Origin of the sequence: Paenibacillus sp. FSL M7-0656 (assembly GCF_038003225.1) — a bacterium.
GTDB lineage: Bacteria > Bacillota > Bacilli > Paenibacillales > Paenibacillaceae > Paenibacillus > Paenibacillus amylolyticus.
The window spans coordinates 782,351-799,564 of sequence record NZ_JBBOOT010000001.1; the positions used below are offsets into that span (position 1 = coordinate 782,351).

Below are 17,214 nucleotides of genomic sequence, written 5' to 3' on the forward strand. Positions count from 1 at the left end.
TCCCTTCAGCGTCCCTCGTACTCAAAAGGAGCTTCAGTGGAATACATCTCATGGAAAAATCCTTTATACGGTATATCCTCTTCCAGACATTTAATGAGATACAACAGTTCTTCGTTAGCTTCCGGTTCTTCGCCAGCACGCTGCATTTCCTCAAATTGACCTAGAATATTCTCCAAGAGAGTGACTTGAATAAATAAAGGCAGCTTCTCCAGCATCGAATCTTCGATCTTGGTTTCGGAAGTATATCCAGCGAGGGCGGTTTGGAAATAGTCATCCATGAACTGTTTGCGTTTATCCGCATCCGGCTCAAATTGTATCCAGCCCATACCATGTGACCATAGATCAGCCAAATCATACATATACCAACCGAAGCATGAATTATCAAAATCATACACGGTGATCTCACCGGTATCAAAATCGATCGAGTAATTTCCATCGTTATAATCAAAATGGATCATGCCGAATGTCTCTTGGTTTGTATCCAAACCTTGTAAGGTATTCAGGAGCTCAACCATCTTCTCCTTAAGCAGAGGGAATGATTCAGGTACCAGGTTATCAATATATTCACCGCTGTAATTGTCAATCAAATGATGCCGGCGATGGACGGGAGTGTACCCTTTCGATAGTTGATGCATCCTGCCCAGAACTTTTCCGCTATTATAATAGTATTCGCTAAGTGGGACCCCTTCACGGTACTGATAATGGTTTTCTACCAGCAACTTCCCCTTGGCTTTTACAAACATACAGATAAAGAACGTATGCTCATTATAAGTGATCTCTTCTAACAGATGACCCTTTTTCGAGCTAACTACATTCGAGACACTTGCACCGTGCTCAAACAGATACCGGACATACTCCAGTTCGGCAATGTAATCTTCCCGCTTTCTGTCAGGCAAAAAAGACACCCGTAGAATTAGCGATTCACGCCCCTCTTGCTCGCAAGTGTAAACGACATTACGTCCACCCTCATGAGGCGGAATAAGCTGAATATTGTAACCCTCCAGATGAAACAACTCGGGTACCAGCGTCAGTACATGTGTATTGCTGATGTTAACAGCTTCGTTAAAATTAATAATAATCTCCTCCAGTAAACATTGTTTGGACGGTTTCCCGCAGTGCAATGTCCACAAAAGGAATCTCTGTAATGCAAATATCCTTCTGTGAACCTAAAGCAAAATCACCTTGTTAGACATTTAAAAACGCTCCTTTTTGTTCAGATGGTTACATCTTATCCTAATATTCCACATTTTACTAGCCAAATTTATAACTCAGCAGCCTCGTAATAGTACCGTATCAAAATGTCCTGATCGTAGTTGCCAAACCCTTTCCCGAACAACGTAAGTCCGCCTCGACCGGGCACCCCTTCTTCCGGTCTTAATCCAAACGTCCAGTAAGTGGATGAATCCAGCTCCAGATCATGGATACGCACATCTGAGATGCGCTGGCTATCCATAAACGTCCCTTCTCCGTTAATACGCAGCACCTTCAGTACACCATACTGGTTGACGTCCAATTTCCACCATAACGGTGTATGTTTGCCCTTCCGATCTCCAAAATCCCCTGGGCTTGTCCAGGTTCCGAGGTGATGACCATTAAGGGAAAAACGGATGTCAGAAGGCCAGTTTTCATTAACTTGGGGTGCTTCCGAACTGAGTTCGAGTGAAATTTCAATTTCCTGGAGATGCTGTTCTGTATTCAGATAATTGGGGATCTTATATTCCAGAAAACCTTGTGCAAACCAAAGAATACCTGCATTGACCCGATCCGGGTCCATAAAGCAGGCAGGCGTGTCGTACTGTCCAATCATCTGCGTAGTTGTCGCAATCCCGCAGGTCGGCCATGCTTCATAATCTGTATATTGACCTACCGGAATAGAGACTTCATGATAAGGAGCATCAACTGGTTCAGGGGAGAGATTGATAGTCATAAATTCTTGCAGAATAAAGCAGTATTTATACGTTCCACCGTTCTCACGCTTCATGCGGCTGCCTACGATGCCCGCTTTCTGCAATTTGCTCACATGTGTACTAACGATGGCTTTGCTCAGATACAGCTCTTTGGCAAGCGCATTGATATGCATTTCCCTGTTTTGCAATAATAAGCGAACGATATTTAAACGGGCCTCGCTGGCGAGCGCCTCATATATGATCAAGGATGTGGCATCCGTGCCAAGCATCATGAACTTCACTTCCCTATCTCTATAGAATCCATATATTATTGATTTAGAATTCGTTATTTAGCGAACCCTGCGAAATAAACTTGCTCAACATAATAGCATTATGATACACATTAGATAACAAATCAATCTGTTGATTTTGCTTTTATGCGAACTCATCTTGAAATAAAGTTTATTACACACCTAAAATTAATTCTATGGAGGTTTTCCCATTGCTTACATCCAAAATGCTTATCGATAAAGATTTTCAGATTGCTGAAGTAGATCCGCGTGTCTATGGTTCATTTATAGAACATCTGGGACGGGCCGTATACGGCGGAATTTATGATCCAGGTCATCCCACGGCAGATGCTCAAGGTTTCCGTCAGGATGCCATTGAAGCGATTAAAGCTTTGAATGTGCCAATTGTTCGTTATCCGGGCGGCAATTTCGTATCCGGTTACAATTGGGAGGACGGCGTTGGTCCGGTAGCGGAGCGTAAACGCAGACTTGAACTCGCTTGGTGGACGATTGAAACAAATGCGGTAGGAACAAACGAATTTGCAGATTGGGCCAAACTGGTTGGAACCGAAGTCATGATGGCTGTAAACCTGGGTACTCGCGGCATTGATGCGGCCAGAAACCTGATCGAATACTGCAACCACCCATCTGGCACATACTGGAGTGATCTGCGTATCTCTCACGGTTACAAGGACCCGCATAAATTCAAAACCTGGTGTCTAGGCAACGAAATGGACGGCCCTTGGCAGATTGGTGCAATGACTGCATATGAATATGGCCGTATTGCCAATGAGACCGCTAAAGCGATGAAATGGGTAGACCCGGAAATTGAGCTTGTGGCTTGCGGAAGTTCCAGCCGTGACATGAGTACATTTGCAGATTGGGAAGCAACCGTGCTGGATCTCACCTATGAAAATGTGGACTACTTGTCCCTGCATCAGTATTACAACAATAATAAAGACAACACGTATGACTTCCTGGCGACATCGCTGGATCTGGATCAATTTATTGATAGTGTGGCTTCAATCTGTGATTTTGTACAAGCCAAGAAACGCAGCAAAAAGAAATTAATGCTGTCTCTGGATGAATGGAATGTCTGGAAATCCATCGGCACAAGCCGTATGGAAGAACGCTGGCAGATTGCGCCTCCAGAGTTTGAAGATGTGTATACACATGAAGATGCACTGGCCGTGGGCTGTTATCTGATTACCATACTCAAGCACGCCGACCGTGTAAAAATGGCTTGCCTTGCTCAGTTGATTAACACCATTGCACCAATCATGACGGAAAATAACGGAGCAATCTGGTTCCAGACGACGTATTTCCCATTCATGCACGCATCCAACTTCGGTCGTGGTACGGTGTTGCGATCCATTACCTCTTCACCTAAATATGATTCCAAAGACTTTACAGATGTGCCTTATCTCGAAGCGATCAGTGTGCATGATGAAGAAAACGGCACGATCACAATCTTTGCGGTGAACAGACATCTGGATGAGAAGTTGGAACTGAATGTGGATCTGCGTTCCTTCGGAGAAACGACATTTGTGGAGCATATCGTATTGGAGAACAACGACTTGAAAGCCACCAATACCAAAGAAAACCCACGTAACGTTGTTCCTCACAACGGCGGATATACAACGGTTGACCAGGGTAAAGTGCAAGCAGTCTTGAACAAAGCATCATGGAACGTGATTCGCCTCAAAACCAAACAGGCATAATAAATAATAAGAGCGGGATAGAATTCTCTCTTACTCTGCAACATCAGCATTGTTTTCCGCACCGCGTGCAGCTCCCTGCGCGCGGTGCTTTTTGCTGTATGAGGGTAGTTTACCGAACTACATGGTATCAAAGTTAGATGTTAGACGCGTATTTGAAACCTCAGTTTTTATTCCTCGCAACGAACGAATTTAACGAACACAGGGAGTGTTATTTAACCCATTCGGGCGGATATTAATTCTAACGAACACAGGAGAAGTTATGCTGCAGAATCAGCCCCTTTTTCACACTATATCTTACATTTTGCAGCGAATAGGGTTTGTCATATTCGTTAGAATTTTAATGGCTTGATATTGACTCGAATACGGTTTCTGAGGTTCGTTAGCGCTAAGCAAGCATGCTAAATCGAGCTGGTTCGAACCCCATTTACAGCATAAGCAAATAAGCCACCCTCCGTTTGGCGTACGGAGAGCAGCTTGCAGTGAAGCATCTAGCGAAGAAGCTGAAACAGAACAGAGAAGAAGATAAGGAACAGAACAGATCAGAAAGAGATCAAATCACCCAACACACTAGCAATGCTTCCTTCCCAAATGCAACGAAGGTTGTGTTCTAATTCACGATTTTCATTTCAAGTATTATCCTTGTTGTGCTTCCTCTTCAACTTCGGTTTCAGCCTGAGCTGCTTGGCTTGCTGGAGTCATCAGCCCTTGAACTGCCCCCATAAATGGCTGAATCTGCTTAATCATGCCATACCCCATTTTGACCACAGGTGTAAACCGCTGGATCATGCCAAACAACCGCATGCCACCGCCTAACATACCTCCAATCGACCCTGCACCGCCAAAGCCACCTAACAGTGAGCCTAGCATAGGCATGAAAGATGATACCTGGGCTTGCCTAGACGTTGAGCGAGACATCGACCGGGATCGTACTTGCGACTTACGTGTGCTGTTCACCCGTTTACGGTTTCGAGAGGATGCTGTTTTTCTCGTAGCCCCTGCTTTAGGCTTGGTTTTGCGAGCACTGCCTTCAGATGAGGGTGCTGTGATTGCGGTCTGAGTAAGCTTTCCGCCCCCGGTAAGCACTACGCCTTCGCTGTTAACACCAGAGATGTACCCGACGTACGTCTCGCCATTATGAAGAGTCACGCAGACTGGGCGATCCTTGAGCCGTTTCACCCGGACGTGTATTTCATTGGTTTTAGCCATGGAATTCACCTCACTTGACTTGATCTACTTCAGTCTACGCAATGGGTGGACGACTTGCCTGTGCGAATAACACATCCGTGTGCCGAAAGCAGGAAGATTCTGACATGGCTCCTGTCTCAGATATGCTCAATATATATCTCATTCAAAATATGACCCATACGATATGTGTGCTCTGCCAATTCAGATTTCACATATGATTCAATATCACTCTTTTCGATACTGTACAAGACCTCAATTTCTTTAGAAAAAAGAAGGTGTCCCTCATTAATTTTCTGCTCCAACGAGTTTATCTGTTTGGGTTTCAGATCACCACCAAGCACCTGCTGAAGTGCTTGCACATATGTTTCAAGAGAACGGGCTCCGACAATTTTTATACCCTGGTTCTCTTCATTCACAATGATAATAGATGGGAAACCTCTAACTCCCAAACTAGCGACAATCTCAAAGTCTTCCTCTAATAAATCTTGTGCAGATTGCTGTGCAGCCGCCTCAACCACTTCTTTTCCATTCAAGCCCAGTTGATTGACGATATCCGTCAGCACATCATCTTCTCCAATATTTCGATTAAATGCAAACACGGCTTCACGCGCACGTCTTAAAAAGTCCTGCTCTTTACCAGAGTGTGTACTCTGAATGACCTTAAATACGCGAGATGGCGGATAGGAAGAAAGTATTGGATTATCATGCCATAAGGAACCGTCGATGGGCATGCGTGAATGCTCACCCACTTCCTTCCAATGCGCTGCAACGTCCGAAGGTTTCTGAATCCCGTTAGCACCATCCGAGAAACCATTCCAGTTAGCCAGTAGCCCACCCATTTTGATTTGCAGCGTAAAATAATGGCCGTATTCCTCAATAAACCGATGAAGCACAGGCTCAAGCGCCCAGCAGTGAGAGCAGATCGGATCTGTTGCGTAATATAGAGTTATCCTTTTCTCAACATGATTCAGATTGATTTCTTGCATCGCCTCTTCTTCGTTCACACCACATACGCCTGTTTCCAGATCACACATCATAGATTCGTTACTCACGTTATCCCGCCTTTATATTGTCTTATGAATTGATTTTCTTGTGTTAGTTTGATTATAATGTCTACAATCTTCTGAACAAGTACGATTCTTTTTCTGACTTAGTATCAAAAAGTATACTATTGGAGGGTATCAAGTGAAATACGAGTTTAATTTTGATCAGTTATGTCCAGCGACTTATGCATTTCAGGTCATTGGAGGCAAGTGGAATCTTCCGATTCTGGCAATCCTCAGTGAAAATGACTGTATACGTTACAATGAATTAAAAAGAAGACTGCCTGGCATTACCGGAACGATGTTAACGAACTGTTTGAAGGATTTGATTCATTCCGGCATCGTGCATCGGGAGCAATATAACGAGGTGCCACCGAGAGTGGAGTATTCGCTCACAGAATCAGGCAAGGAATTGGTTCCTTTAATTGAATCCATGGTAATGTGGGGTCAGAAAAATATGAAAGCAGGCGTGAAGCAACAAGATATATAACTCCTGGCCTAATGTAACCCCTTAGCATAGATGTTCATTTTGAATCGCTCTGTACACTTTGTTCAACGACAAAAAGGCTATTTCACTGGACCATTATGTCCTTTGAAACAGCCTTTCCTTTATAAATACAAGACGGTCGCTTGTTTACGACGTGTACACATCTAACTATTCAGGTCGTCATCTTCCTCATTTCCTAAATACATAACCGTTTTTTCTCCCTCAACCAATCTAATGATCTGCTTTCGTAATTTTGAAGGAAATAAAGGTAGTTCGTATATATCTTTAATTTCGAGCCATTCATATTCCACCTGGTTTTCGTCACTTGGCAGAATAGAACTATCTTGGTCTATCAAACCTATGTACTCGCATAAAAAAACAAAATCTACACGATGAAGAGCTTCACCGTATACCCCTTCAATTACGAATTCCAGTGATAACGGTTCTACATCTATTCCGATTTCTTCCGCAACTTCACGCTTCACCGCATCCGTCAGGGTTTCACCTGCATTCTGGCTCCCACCAGGCAGAATGTAGATGACTTCATCATTATCATCCTGCTTCATTGCAAGCATTCTCCCGTCTTTAATGATCAATGCTTTTGCAGAATTTCTAATCTTTCTCTCCATTGCTAATCCCCCATATATATCTGTATCATGTTGTTGAAGGTTGATTCCATTTAACCTCACGATCTCCATGAAGAATATTTTAACACATACATCTAAACAAATTCTGAACAATCAAATCAACTCACTCTTGGCGACCTCCATGAAAGCAGCCATGGACGGAGAGATCCATTTTTCCCGATGCCAGAGCATTTGCGCAGAAAAGGATACATCTGATAAATCCCACGGCAGTGCAACCACTTCCCCTTCTCTCAACTCTTTCTTCAAAGCCATTTCAGGTAATAAAGCGATCCCTAGACCAGCCACAACACATTGTTTAATGGCTTCTACACTATGAAACTCCAGCTCTGTCAGAGCATCCACACCTTTCTTCGTTATGGATTGGTCAAAATGAGTGCGATACGAACAGTTCTTTTCGGTAAGCAAAAAATGCTGTTTGTGGAAGTCATCAATGACCAACGCGGAACGCGATGCTAACATATGATCGGGAGAAACCACCATTTGAAAGGTCTCATCCTTTAATAACTCTGACTGAAGGTCTTTAGAATTAATAGGCTCATCCAATACAAAAACGACATCGGCATGCCCTTCTCTCAGACTCGATTTGAGCTCTTGCCCAGACAAGGGGCGGAACAATAACCGCACACCAGGATAGTCCGCTCGGAAGCGTTTGAACAAGGCTGGAAGAAGATATGCACACAGCACTTCGTCTGCTCCGATCACAACCGTTCCCGCCAATTCTCCGTGCTGACTAGATATGCACTTTGCTTCCTCTACATCGTTTAAAATCTTAGTGGCGTACGGCAGAAACTGTTGGCCAGCATCTGTTAACACAACCTTTTTGCCTAATCGATCCAGCAATTTCACCCCGAGCTCTTCTTCCAGCGATTTGATTTGCATGGTTATGGTAGACGGTACATAGCTCAATAATTCAGCAGTTTGACTAAAGCTGCAGGTCGATGCAAGTGTCCAAAAGGTTTTTAGCTGGCGTATTTCCATGAGTCAGGTACCTCCTAAGTTCAAAATAAATGAATGATATGTTCGATAACGTTTCGTTGAATTGATAATAGACGTATTGTAGAGTGAAATCAAGTTATTACTATTTTATAAGGAGAATCAATCTATGAACGATTATGAAACATATAACCTTGGAGATACATTACTTCAATCGGGACAACAGCTCCCTCAAGCCTTTATCGCTTACAAGACCTATGGAAACTTAAACGCGGCAAAGGACAATGTTATTGTTGTCCCAACATGGTTTGCTGGAATTCACACAGATAATGAATGGTTAATTGGAACGGACAAAGCACTGGACCCCAGTCGTTATTTTATCGTTGTGCCCAATATGTTAGGTAACGGGTTATCGTCTTCTCCAAGTAATACCCCTGCCCCATATGATAAGAACAACTTCCCTATCATCTCCATGTATGACAATGTGCATGCCCAACAAAAACTCATCACTCAAAAATTCGGTATCTCCAAAATCAAACTTGTTGTGGGCTGGTCTCTGGGAGCCATGCAGGTTTATCAATGGGGAACTAGTTATCCTGAGATGGTCGAACGTATTGCCCCCTTTGGCGGAACAGCTAAGAGCAGACCCCATACACAGTTGGTATTCGAAGCAATGATCGCGGCGTTACAGGCAGATTCGAATTATAAAAATGGTAGATATGAACGCCCTCCGGTTGCCGGTCTCGCAGCGATGGGAAGAGCTTATGCTCCATGGGGGTTCTCGCAGGCGTACTATTTGGAGAAATTGTATCAATCTGAGGGTTACGACTCCTTGAAATCTTATGTAGAAGATTACTGGGATCAGGTATTTCTTCCCTTCGATGCTAACGATTTGATTACCATGTTGCGTACAGGAATCTATGGAGACATTAGCGATAATCCCGTAGATGATGGCAACTTCGAACAGGCGTTAAGCAAGATCACTGCTCCTGCACTCGTTATGCCAGGATCAAGTGACTTGTTTTTCACGCCAGAAGACAGTTCGTATGATGCTCAGCATATGCCAAACGCGGTGTATCAACCTATAGAGTCCAAGTGGGGACACTGTTTTGGAATCGGAGCAAACGAAGAGGATTCACTCGTTATCGATCGTCATCTAAAGCAATTTTTGGAGAGATGAGTAAAAAAAGAAGGAGTACAAAGTAAAAAAAGTGCACAAAGCTCATTAATCTTTTCTCCGCTACAACTCAAAAGTAAAAAAAGATACCAGTTCTCGTCAATAACCTTTATATCACGTTCCCCCTTTCTCGTTTAGAATATTTTCAAGTAAGCGTTATTGAAATATGACTGATAAGGGGGAAAAGAAATGAACAAGAAAACAAAAGCCTTAGTCTTGTCTGTGTGCATGTCAACCTTATTACTCGCAGCCTGTAGCAATGGAAACGGTGCTGATAAAGGTTCAACGACGGACACGGATTCCAACGAGGCTGGAACAACAACCATTCATACCGTAACATCAGAATACTCTTCTGCAAAATATCCAAAGGGCGACGATATCACCAACAATGTATGGATTAAGCGATACAAAGAGAAGTTTAATATCAATGTCAAAACAGACTGGGTCAGCGATGAGTACGATACAAAACTCAATTTGGCTATCGCATCGAACGATCTTCCTGACGTATTCAGAGTTAATCCATCACAACTGAGACAGTTAGTCGAAGCAGATATGGTCATGGACCTTTCCGAGGTATTTGATCAACACGCTTCAGATCGTCTCAAAGGTTACATGGAAGCAGATGCAGACAGTTACGAATCTGGAAAGAAGGACGGTAAGCTATACGGGATACCACAGATGCACTGGGGATTAATTGAACAACCAGACTTCATCTGGATCCGGAACGACTGGAAAGAAGAATTGGGAGTCCAAGATCCGAAATCTGTGGAAGACATCAAAAATATCGCACTAAAATTCATGGAAAAGCACGGTGGTTATGGTATAGCGGTAGACCAATCGTTGGATTACCTCAACCTGCTCGCCATTGCATGGAATGCGCATCCGGATATGTGGATGGAGGATAGCACTGGAAAACTCGTGTACGGCTCCGTGCAGCCTGAGATGAAAAATGCGCTGGCTGAGTGGTCAGAATGGTACAAGCGAGGCATCATTGATCCGGAATTTGCAATCAAAGACTTTAATGCGATGAACGCGGATATCGTAGCCGGCAAAGTGGGAATGCAACCTTATTACCAATGGTGGGGTTATAATCCGGGTGTCGACACAGTATCCAATCTGGGTAAGGACGCTATCTTCTACCCTTATATCATCCCTACCGTTGATGGAAAAGAAGCCAAACAATCCATTTTCTTCGCCAACAACAATTATATCGTTATGAAAAAGGGATTTAAGAGCCCTGAAGAAGTGATCAAAATTTTGAACGACTACGCTTATATTGTGGATGAAGGCAATGGCAAGGAATCCACAGAAACGTTATCCGCCTTGCTGGACAACGATATTGCCCATGTGGTTGGAGCGTTCCGTGTACTTAATCCGAATTCCGATTACGAGCAATTTGAGGCGGTATCAGCTGCCCTTCAATCCAAGGATACCAGTGGGCTCACAACTTCGGGTATGTGGCAAAAATATAACAACAGTGTTGAATTCATGGAGAATGCAACCCCAGGAGCAGTTGGTGATTATTTGCAACAAGGGGCTCCAAAGAATGCGTATGGTCTTGCCAAGAAAGTACTGGACAGCGAGAACTATACAAAGACGGCCTTATGGGGTGTTACGCCAGAAATACTTTCAAGCTACGGCACAACCTTGGATGATATCCTGACCGAAGGTTTCACCAAGATCATTATGGGTAGCGAAAGTATCGATTATTTCGATGTTATTGTCCAGAATTGGCGTGCAGCCGGGGGCGATGACGCAACTCAGGCAGTTAATGAAGCCTACGGGAAGAAATAATCTCGTTTGTCACAAAGAGGGGATGAGGGTCATCTCTCCCCTTTATTTGATAGCGATTACATTTGGCGTACAAGGAACGGAGGAATATGTATGTTGAGAAAATGGAAGCAGCAGAGTCCTTACCATCTCATGTTGATCCCAAGCCTGGTCTTGGTCTTCATCTTTTGTTACATCCCTTTCTATGGACTTATTATTGCGTTTCAGAAGTACAATCCGGGTCTCGGCTTCAACTCGCCATGGGTAGGGTGGGATAATTTTACCCACATATTTAATCAGCCGAACTTCGTAAGAACGATCTGGAATACATTGTACATGTCTGTCTTTAAGATTATCGGTGGTATAATCGTGCCCGTAATTTTTGCATTACTGCTTAACGAGGTACTACACAGTGGAATCAAACGTACATTTCAAACCCTTGTCTACATTCCGAACTTCCTCTCTTGGGTCATTATGGCCGGCATCATGCTGGATATCCTTAGCTCCGACGGCATTATCAATACATTTCTAAGTGTATTTGGGATTGCACCGATCTCCTTTCTTGGCACACCCTCTATTTTTCCTTGGACGATGATTGTGAGTGACATATGGAAAGGTTTTGGGTTTGGCACGGTTGTTTATTTGGCAGCCCTAACCAGTATTGATCCGGGACTTTACGAAGCCGCGGTGATCGACGGAGCGAAACGGTGGAAACAAACCATCTACATTACGTTGCCTCTACTCATGCCAACCATTGTTTTAATGACCGTACTTTCACTTGGGAACGTACTCAATGCTGGCTTTGACCAAATCTATAATCTCTACTCCCCTGTTGTCTATCAGACCGGTGATATTATTGATACCTATGTCTACCGTTTAGGAATTCAACAAGCACAGTATTCAATTGGTACCGCTGTTGGGTTATTCAAATCGATCATTTCCAGTGTCCTCGTTGCTGTATCGTACATCCTGGCTTACAGAGTGGCTGGCTATCGTATCTTCTAAGAAGGAGGAACTTACATTATGATCTATGATAAAAGTATGAGCAGACGTGTGTTTCTTATCTTAAACTACACCATACTGCTTCTAATCTCTCTCCTATGTATTCTGCCGTTTATCAACCTGCTGGCTGTTTCATTCAGCAGCAGCGCAGCTGTATCTGCGGGGAGTGTTACGTTCTGGCCTGTGGAATTTACGACAAAAGCCTATGAATTTGCATTAACTGGAGGATCATTTTTCTCCTCTCTCTGGGTAGCCATTCAACGAACTGTTATCGGAACGGTGGTGAATCTGGTTCTGATCGTACTCACGGCTTATCCCCTCTCCAAATCCAAACAAAAATTGATGGGGCGTAATATCTATATGGGATTTTTCATAATAACCATGTTATTCAGTGGAGGACTAATTCCAACCTATCTCGTGGTCGTCAAAATGGGACTGATCGATTCCATCTGGTCTCTGATCCTGCCTGGGGCCCTCCCCGTATTCAGCATGATTATCCTCATGAATTTCATTCGGGGGCTGCCCGAGGAGATTGAAGAATCAGCCATTATCGATGGTGCTGGGCCTGTACAGGTATTGCTTCGTATTCTACTCCCACTTCTCAAGCCCGCTCTCGCTACGGTTGGTTTGTTCAGTATCGTTGCCCACTGGAATTCGTGGTTCGATGGCATTATCTATATGAACAATCCAGACAATTATCCATTACAAAGTTACCTTCAGACCCTGCTGCAAAGCTTTGAGCAAATCATGCTGAAATCTGGGTCAGACTATACGCAGCTGTTGTCCATGATGAACGCCAGAACGGGGCGCGCCGCTCAGATGTTCTTGGGTGCCATTCCGATTTTACTCGTGTATCCGTTTTTACAGAAATATTTCACCAAAGGTTTGGTGCTAGGTAGCGTCAAAGGGTGAACAAAAGGGCTTGCAGTTCATACTGCGAGCCCTTTGTTTATATCTAAACTTATTTTTACGATCGCTGTATCGCATTATGAGATGCATAAATGAAAGCATGTATGACTATTTGGCTTCTGGGATGGCAGGCAGCAGAATGGAGAAAATGGTACCTTCACCCATTTTACTCTCCACCTGTATTCCATAGGGTTTACCAAAATGAAGTTGAATCCGCCGCTGCACATTATGCAATCCAATCCCATTCGTTCCCGTACTTGCACCGGGCTTCTCTTCCAATAGATTCTGCATCGTTTGATGATCCATACCAACACCATTATCGCAGACCTCGATCACAACTTCATCCAGTTGTGATTGAATTCGAATGGTGATGATTCCGTCTTCTTCAAGTTCGGCAAGACCATGAAAAATCGCATTCTCCACAATCGGCTGCAGGATCATTTTGGGCATGCGATAATCCAGCAGTCTATCCTCAACCTCATATCTCATTTGAATACAATCGTAGTACCTGACATTCTGGATCGTTACGTAATTCGTTATATTATCAAGTTCCTCACGAATGGTTACGAGGGTTCCATCGGATTTTGTTGCATAGCGGAGCATCGAGATTAAGGCATCGGTCATTTCCACGATTTTATCAGCCTGCTGCATCGAGGCAATCCATTTCACCGACCCAAGGGTATTATACAGAAAATGAGGCTTGATCTGGTCATGGAGCGCACGCATCTCGGCCTTGGCTTTCTCTATTTCTTCCTGCTGCATCCGTTCGACCAACCGCTTCAATTCATGCGACATTCTGTTAAATCGAATGGATAAATGTCCAATCTCATCTCTGGAGCCAATAGGTTCAACTTGTTCAAACTGACCTTTCTCGACTAAAGCAATATTCCGTAGCAGTTTTTTAATGGGAGTTGTGATCACGTGAGATAAAAAGATGGATATGACGGCAGCAAAAAGAACAATGACAATGGCAAGCGTCACCAGATTACGGCCCAATATTTTGCCATCAGCAGTCAACTCATCCAAAGGCATATATAAGTAAGTTGTCCATTTTTGCTGACTAAGGGGACTGGTCACCACGACATTTAGTGATTCAGGCGGACGAACGTTATCTCGAAACAGTGTCCCGATTAATCGTTCGTTCACGTTATATACGATCTTATCATTCTCATCAACGATCATGAATCTGGAGCGCAGTCCTTCCTGCAAGTTGCGGTTGACGATTTCAATGAATTTGATATCAATGCTGACAACAATCACGCCAAGCAGTTTTCCACTAGTCACATCATGAATTTTGCGAGCGTGTGACACTGCCAGTATTTTATTCTCCAATTGCTCATCAATTCGTGTTGTGAGGGTAATGGTTCTATCCTTATCATGCATGAACTTTTTAAACCACAATTCGTTTGCTACTTTGAAGTTTGGATCAATGGGTTGATGTGGACTTACAAAAAGGTCTTGCCCCCCGTTCATATTGTAGAGGTAGATGGAGAATACGCGATCTTTCATCATGATATAATTCATCAGAATATTGTATGCGGCAATCTCATGTTGTTCATCACCCTCTCGCAGGAAATCCTGGATCGGAAAACTCCCTTCATGAGTCGCAGACAGATTGTCACTAAGGCCATTGCTGGCGAGCAACGAAATTTTCTCAATCTCCTTGAGGAACTCGTCAATGCGAATATTCGTCTGTTTGGCCAGATCGTTTAGCAACGTTGTATAGTTCTGTGTCAACAACCGCTCTGAGGAGTAATACGAATTGATTGTCATCACCAATACCGGAAGGATAATGACCGTCATACAGATCACCATAATTTTGTACTTGATTCGGAAGGGCCGAACATGCTTCATATGCTGCACCTCTATTCACCGATTACATTCATCCCTGCTGTAATTCTCGATATTCCTCAGGAGTGACACCTACCGATTTTTTGAAAATCTTACTGAAGTACGTGTAATTATGGTAACCCACCTTTTCTGCGATTTCATACACTCTCATTCCTCTGCTCAATAGATACGCCTTGGCATGTTCAATTCGAACTCGGGTCAAGTACGTGATAAAGTTCTCTCCTCGTTCCTGTTTGAACACACGGCTGAGATACGACGGATTCACACTGATTTGGCTAGCGATACTTTGCAGTGAGATATCTTCCGCATAATACTTGTCGATCAATTCAGTGGCGAGATCGGTGTAAGTGCTTTCCTGTTTGATTTGGGAATCGGTTTGGAAGTAATATGCAATATGAGCAAGCATATCTTGGTGGATATCCTCCCAATACTCCCCCTTTAGAACGATTTCATAGGGTGATTTTTCTGTTAAAGAAGGGGCACCTCTTTCTGTAGCTCGGGATAGATGGGAATGTATCGTTTCCATTACCATGATATATTGCTTGCGAATGCTATTCTCATCCGCTCGTAGCTGTTCCAGATTGGATTGGATTCCTTCAAGGAACTCTTCCGCCATTTGGTTGTCTTTGCTTACCCATAACTTCAACAAATCTCGTTCTTGTTGCGGGCTTAAAGCCCCCTTAACTTCATGTCGATCTGGGGATTGAACCATATCATCGTAATACAACACCTGGTTGCTTCCTGTGAAGAAACTCTGTTGTAGAGCCGTTTCTGCCTCTTGGCAGGCCTTCCTGATGTGAAGGAAACCGGAAGTCATTCTACTTACTCCAGCCGTGAGCGATAGATTCATAAAATCCTTGATCGAAGACAGCAATTTATTACATAGTTTATTCAAGTCGGCGTGTACAGATTGGCTCTCAGGAAGTACATTGACGATCACCCAATATTCAGAGGAACTTTCAACAAAAATCTCTTTCTCCCACTTCGATGGAATGATCTCTTCCATAATATTAAGAATCGAAAATCGGAGCAGCTTTTCCCCCTTCTCAACATATTTCCGCTTTGCATCCTCGTAATAATTCACGATGAACTTAATAACAACCAACTGGTCCGAACGTATACGAAAATGTAGTTCTTCCGCTTTGGTGACGATATCCTCCTCACTAATGAATCCGCTTACAATATCTTGGAAGAAACTATCCTTTAGATATCTTAGGCTCTTGGAATAGTCCTGTGTTATAGAGGCTGTGTTGGTTGGGTGAACATGTTCACTTTGCAGTTTCTGTCCAACAGTGCTCAGGAGGTCAATAAGGGAGGATTCGGTGATCTCACTTTTAATCAAGTAATCTGAAGCGCCAAGTTTTAGCGCCTCTTTCACATAATGAAATTCGTCAAAATTACTCAGGATGACATACTTACATGTTTTCAGTACGCAGGAGGCCTCTTGTATAAGCTGTAGCCCATCCATAATCGGCATCTTAATATCTGTAATAATTAGATCAGGCATCACTTCAAGCGCAAGGCTTAATGCCTCTTTTCCATTTCCCGCCTCTCCAACAACATAGAAATTGTACTCTTCCCAATTCAGCATGGAACGAATTCCAACCCGCATGAGCAATTCATCATCTACGATCATCAGTTTATACATGCGTATCCCCCAACATGAACCATTTTTAGATATTTTACCATTAAACGGACTCTTGCAAAGATGTCTAGCGAACCTTATTGAATTGCGGGTATCATAAATAAGACTTTTACAGAACATACGTTCCTGTTATAATCAGATTATCGTATTTGGTGTAACATAACATGCCCGTCTGGAAAGGATACATATCATGAATTTATACAAGTTTGAATTAACGGTGAACGGATATCTATTACGTGTTCATTTCAGTGCATCTGAAGAAAGTGGTTTGAAATGGTGCAAACGAATTGCTTCTGAATTCCAGAATAACGTTGCCAATCTGGAGATCAAGGTTGATATACATAAAAAGCAGAAACAAAAGCATGCACGGGATTATCACGGAAAACCGTATCTGTATGATAGGACACTAAGGAAAAAGCCGCTTGCGAAGAAAAATAAAACGGCTAAATCATCTGTTGTTATGTAAAGGTAAATTAAAGTCTTTAAGATTCTCATCATATAGGCTTACTCGTTGGAGAGCATTTTAATTCGGGTGTTCTCCACTATGCCGAACAGTTTAGCGCCTCTGTATACTCTTGTCCTTCCTGTCCTTCCTGTCCTTCCTGTCCTTCCTTTAATACCAAAGATAAAAGCTTGCTCCTATGTGGAACAAGCTTTTGTCCGTGTCA

The 17,214-nt window shown here is 43.3% G+C and carries 15 protein-coding genes; 7 read left to right on the forward strand and 8 right to left on the reverse strand.

The window, feature by feature from the left end; genetic code table 11:
- Window positions 1–5: 5 nt before the first annotated feature.
- The gene (locus MHI01_RS03335) at window positions 6–1,130 is read right to left on the reverse strand and encodes a phosphotransferase enzyme family protein (RefSeq protein ID WP_255319837.1); all 1,125 of its coding nucleotides are present in this window, start codon (window positions 1,128–1,130) and stop codon (window positions 6–8) included.
- A gap of 131 nt (window positions 1,131–1,261) precedes the next feature.
- Complete coding sequence (locus tag MHI01_RS03340) at window positions 1,262–2,179, reverse strand: ArsR/SmtB family transcription factor (RefSeq protein ID WP_076253086.1); 918 nt, start codon at window positions 2,177–2,179, stop codon at window positions 1,262–1,264.
- A 224-nt stretch (window positions 2,180–2,403) separates the two neighbouring features.
- Here MHI01_RS03340 and arfA point away from each other — a divergent pair, with 224 nt between their 5' ends.
- Entirely contained in the window at window positions 2,404–3,897 is a 1,494-nt protein-coding gene (gene arfA / locus MHI01_RS03345; protein ID WP_340984821.1) for an arabinosylfuranosidase ArfA, read from the forward strand.
- A gap of 633 nt (window positions 3,898–4,530) precedes the next feature.
- On the opposite strand, the gene MHI01_RS03350 is transcribed toward arfA, so the two are convergent.
- Together MHI01_RS03350 and MHI01_RS03355 are read right to left on the reverse strand one after the other, a co-directional pair.
- Window positions 4,531–5,103, reverse strand: coding sequence for a hypothetical protein (locus tag MHI01_RS03350; protein ID WP_282321392.1), 573 nt, complete (start codon window positions 5,101–5,103; stop codon window positions 4,531–4,533).
- 116 nt (window positions 5,104–5,219) lie between these two features.
- Window positions 5,220–6,134 carry a DsbA family oxidoreductase gene (locus MHI01_RS03355; RefSeq protein WP_340982520.1) on the reverse strand — a complete coding sequence of 305 codons (915 nt, stop codon included), beginning with the start codon at window positions 6,132–6,134 and terminating at the stop codon, window positions 5,220–5,222.
- A 133-nt stretch (window positions 6,135–6,267) separates the two neighbouring features.
- Between MHI01_RS03355 and MHI01_RS03360 the strand changes: the two genes are divergently transcribed.
- Complete coding sequence (locus MHI01_RS03360) at window positions 6,268–6,615, forward strand: winged helix-turn-helix transcriptional regulator (protein WP_221821145.1); 348 nt, start codon at window positions 6,268–6,270, stop codon at window positions 6,613–6,615.
- A gap of 161 nt (window positions 6,616–6,776) precedes the next feature.
- Here the strand turns inward: MHI01_RS03360 and MHI01_RS03365 are convergent, their stop codons facing one another.
- Window positions 6,777–7,241 carry an NUDIX domain-containing protein gene (locus tag MHI01_RS03365; protein ID WP_340982521.1) on the reverse strand — a complete coding sequence of 155 codons (465 nt, stop codon included), beginning with the start codon at window positions 7,239–7,241 and terminating at the stop codon, window positions 6,777–6,779.
- A 111-nt stretch (window positions 7,242–7,352) separates the two neighbouring features.
- Window positions 7,353–8,237, reverse strand: a complete 885-nt coding sequence (locus tag MHI01_RS03370) for a LysR family transcriptional regulator (RefSeq protein WP_340982522.1) — start codon at window positions 8,235–8,237, stop codon at window positions 7,353–7,355.
- A 124-nt stretch (window positions 8,238–8,361) separates the two neighbouring features.
- Here MHI01_RS03370 and MHI01_RS03375 point away from each other — a divergent pair, with 124 nt between their 5' ends.
- From MHI01_RS03375 to MHI01_RS03390, 4 genes are all read left to right on the forward strand, one after another.
- A complete protein-coding gene (locus MHI01_RS03375; RefSeq protein ID WP_340982523.1) occupies window positions 8,362–9,372 on the forward strand; it encodes an alpha/beta fold hydrolase in 1,011 nt (336 codons plus the stop codon).
- A 186-nt stretch (window positions 9,373–9,558) separates the two neighbouring features.
- Entirely contained in the window at window positions 9,559–11,163 is a 1,605-nt protein-coding gene (locus MHI01_RS03380) for a hypothetical protein (protein ID WP_339286923.1), read from the forward strand.
- A gap of 90 nt (window positions 11,164–11,253) precedes the next feature.
- A complete protein-coding gene (locus tag MHI01_RS03385; RefSeq protein WP_036615758.1) occupies window positions 11,254–12,144 on the forward strand; it encodes an ABC transporter permease in 891 nt (296 codons plus the stop codon).
- A gap of 18 nt (window positions 12,145–12,162) precedes the next feature.
- On the forward strand, window positions 12,163–13,053 hold the full coding sequence (locus tag MHI01_RS03390) for a carbohydrate ABC transporter permease (RefSeq protein WP_036671192.1): 891 nt from the start codon (window positions 12,163–12,165) through the stop codon (window positions 13,051–13,053).
- Window positions 13,054–13,158: 105 nt separating this feature from the next.
- Here MHI01_RS03390 and MHI01_RS03395 read toward each other — a convergent pair whose 3' ends face one another.
- Together MHI01_RS03395 and MHI01_RS03400 are read right to left on the reverse strand one after the other, a co-directional pair.
- Window positions 13,159–14,904, reverse strand: coding sequence for a cache domain-containing sensor histidine kinase (locus MHI01_RS03395; RefSeq protein WP_340982524.1), 1,746 nt, complete (start codon window positions 14,902–14,904; stop codon window positions 13,159–13,161).
- A gap of 28 nt (window positions 14,905–14,932) precedes the next feature.
- Entirely contained in the window at window positions 14,933–16,549 is a 1,617-nt protein-coding gene (locus MHI01_RS03400; RefSeq protein ID WP_340982525.1) for a helix-turn-helix domain-containing protein, read from the reverse strand.
- 187 nt (window positions 16,550–16,736) lie between these two features.
- Between MHI01_RS03400 and MHI01_RS03405 the strand changes: the two genes are divergently transcribed.
- Window positions 16,737–17,012, forward strand: a complete 276-nt coding sequence (locus MHI01_RS03405) for a hypothetical protein (RefSeq protein ID WP_282321399.1) — start codon at window positions 16,737–16,739, stop codon at window positions 17,010–17,012.
- The last annotated feature ends 202 nt before the right edge of the window (window positions 17,013–17,214 follow it).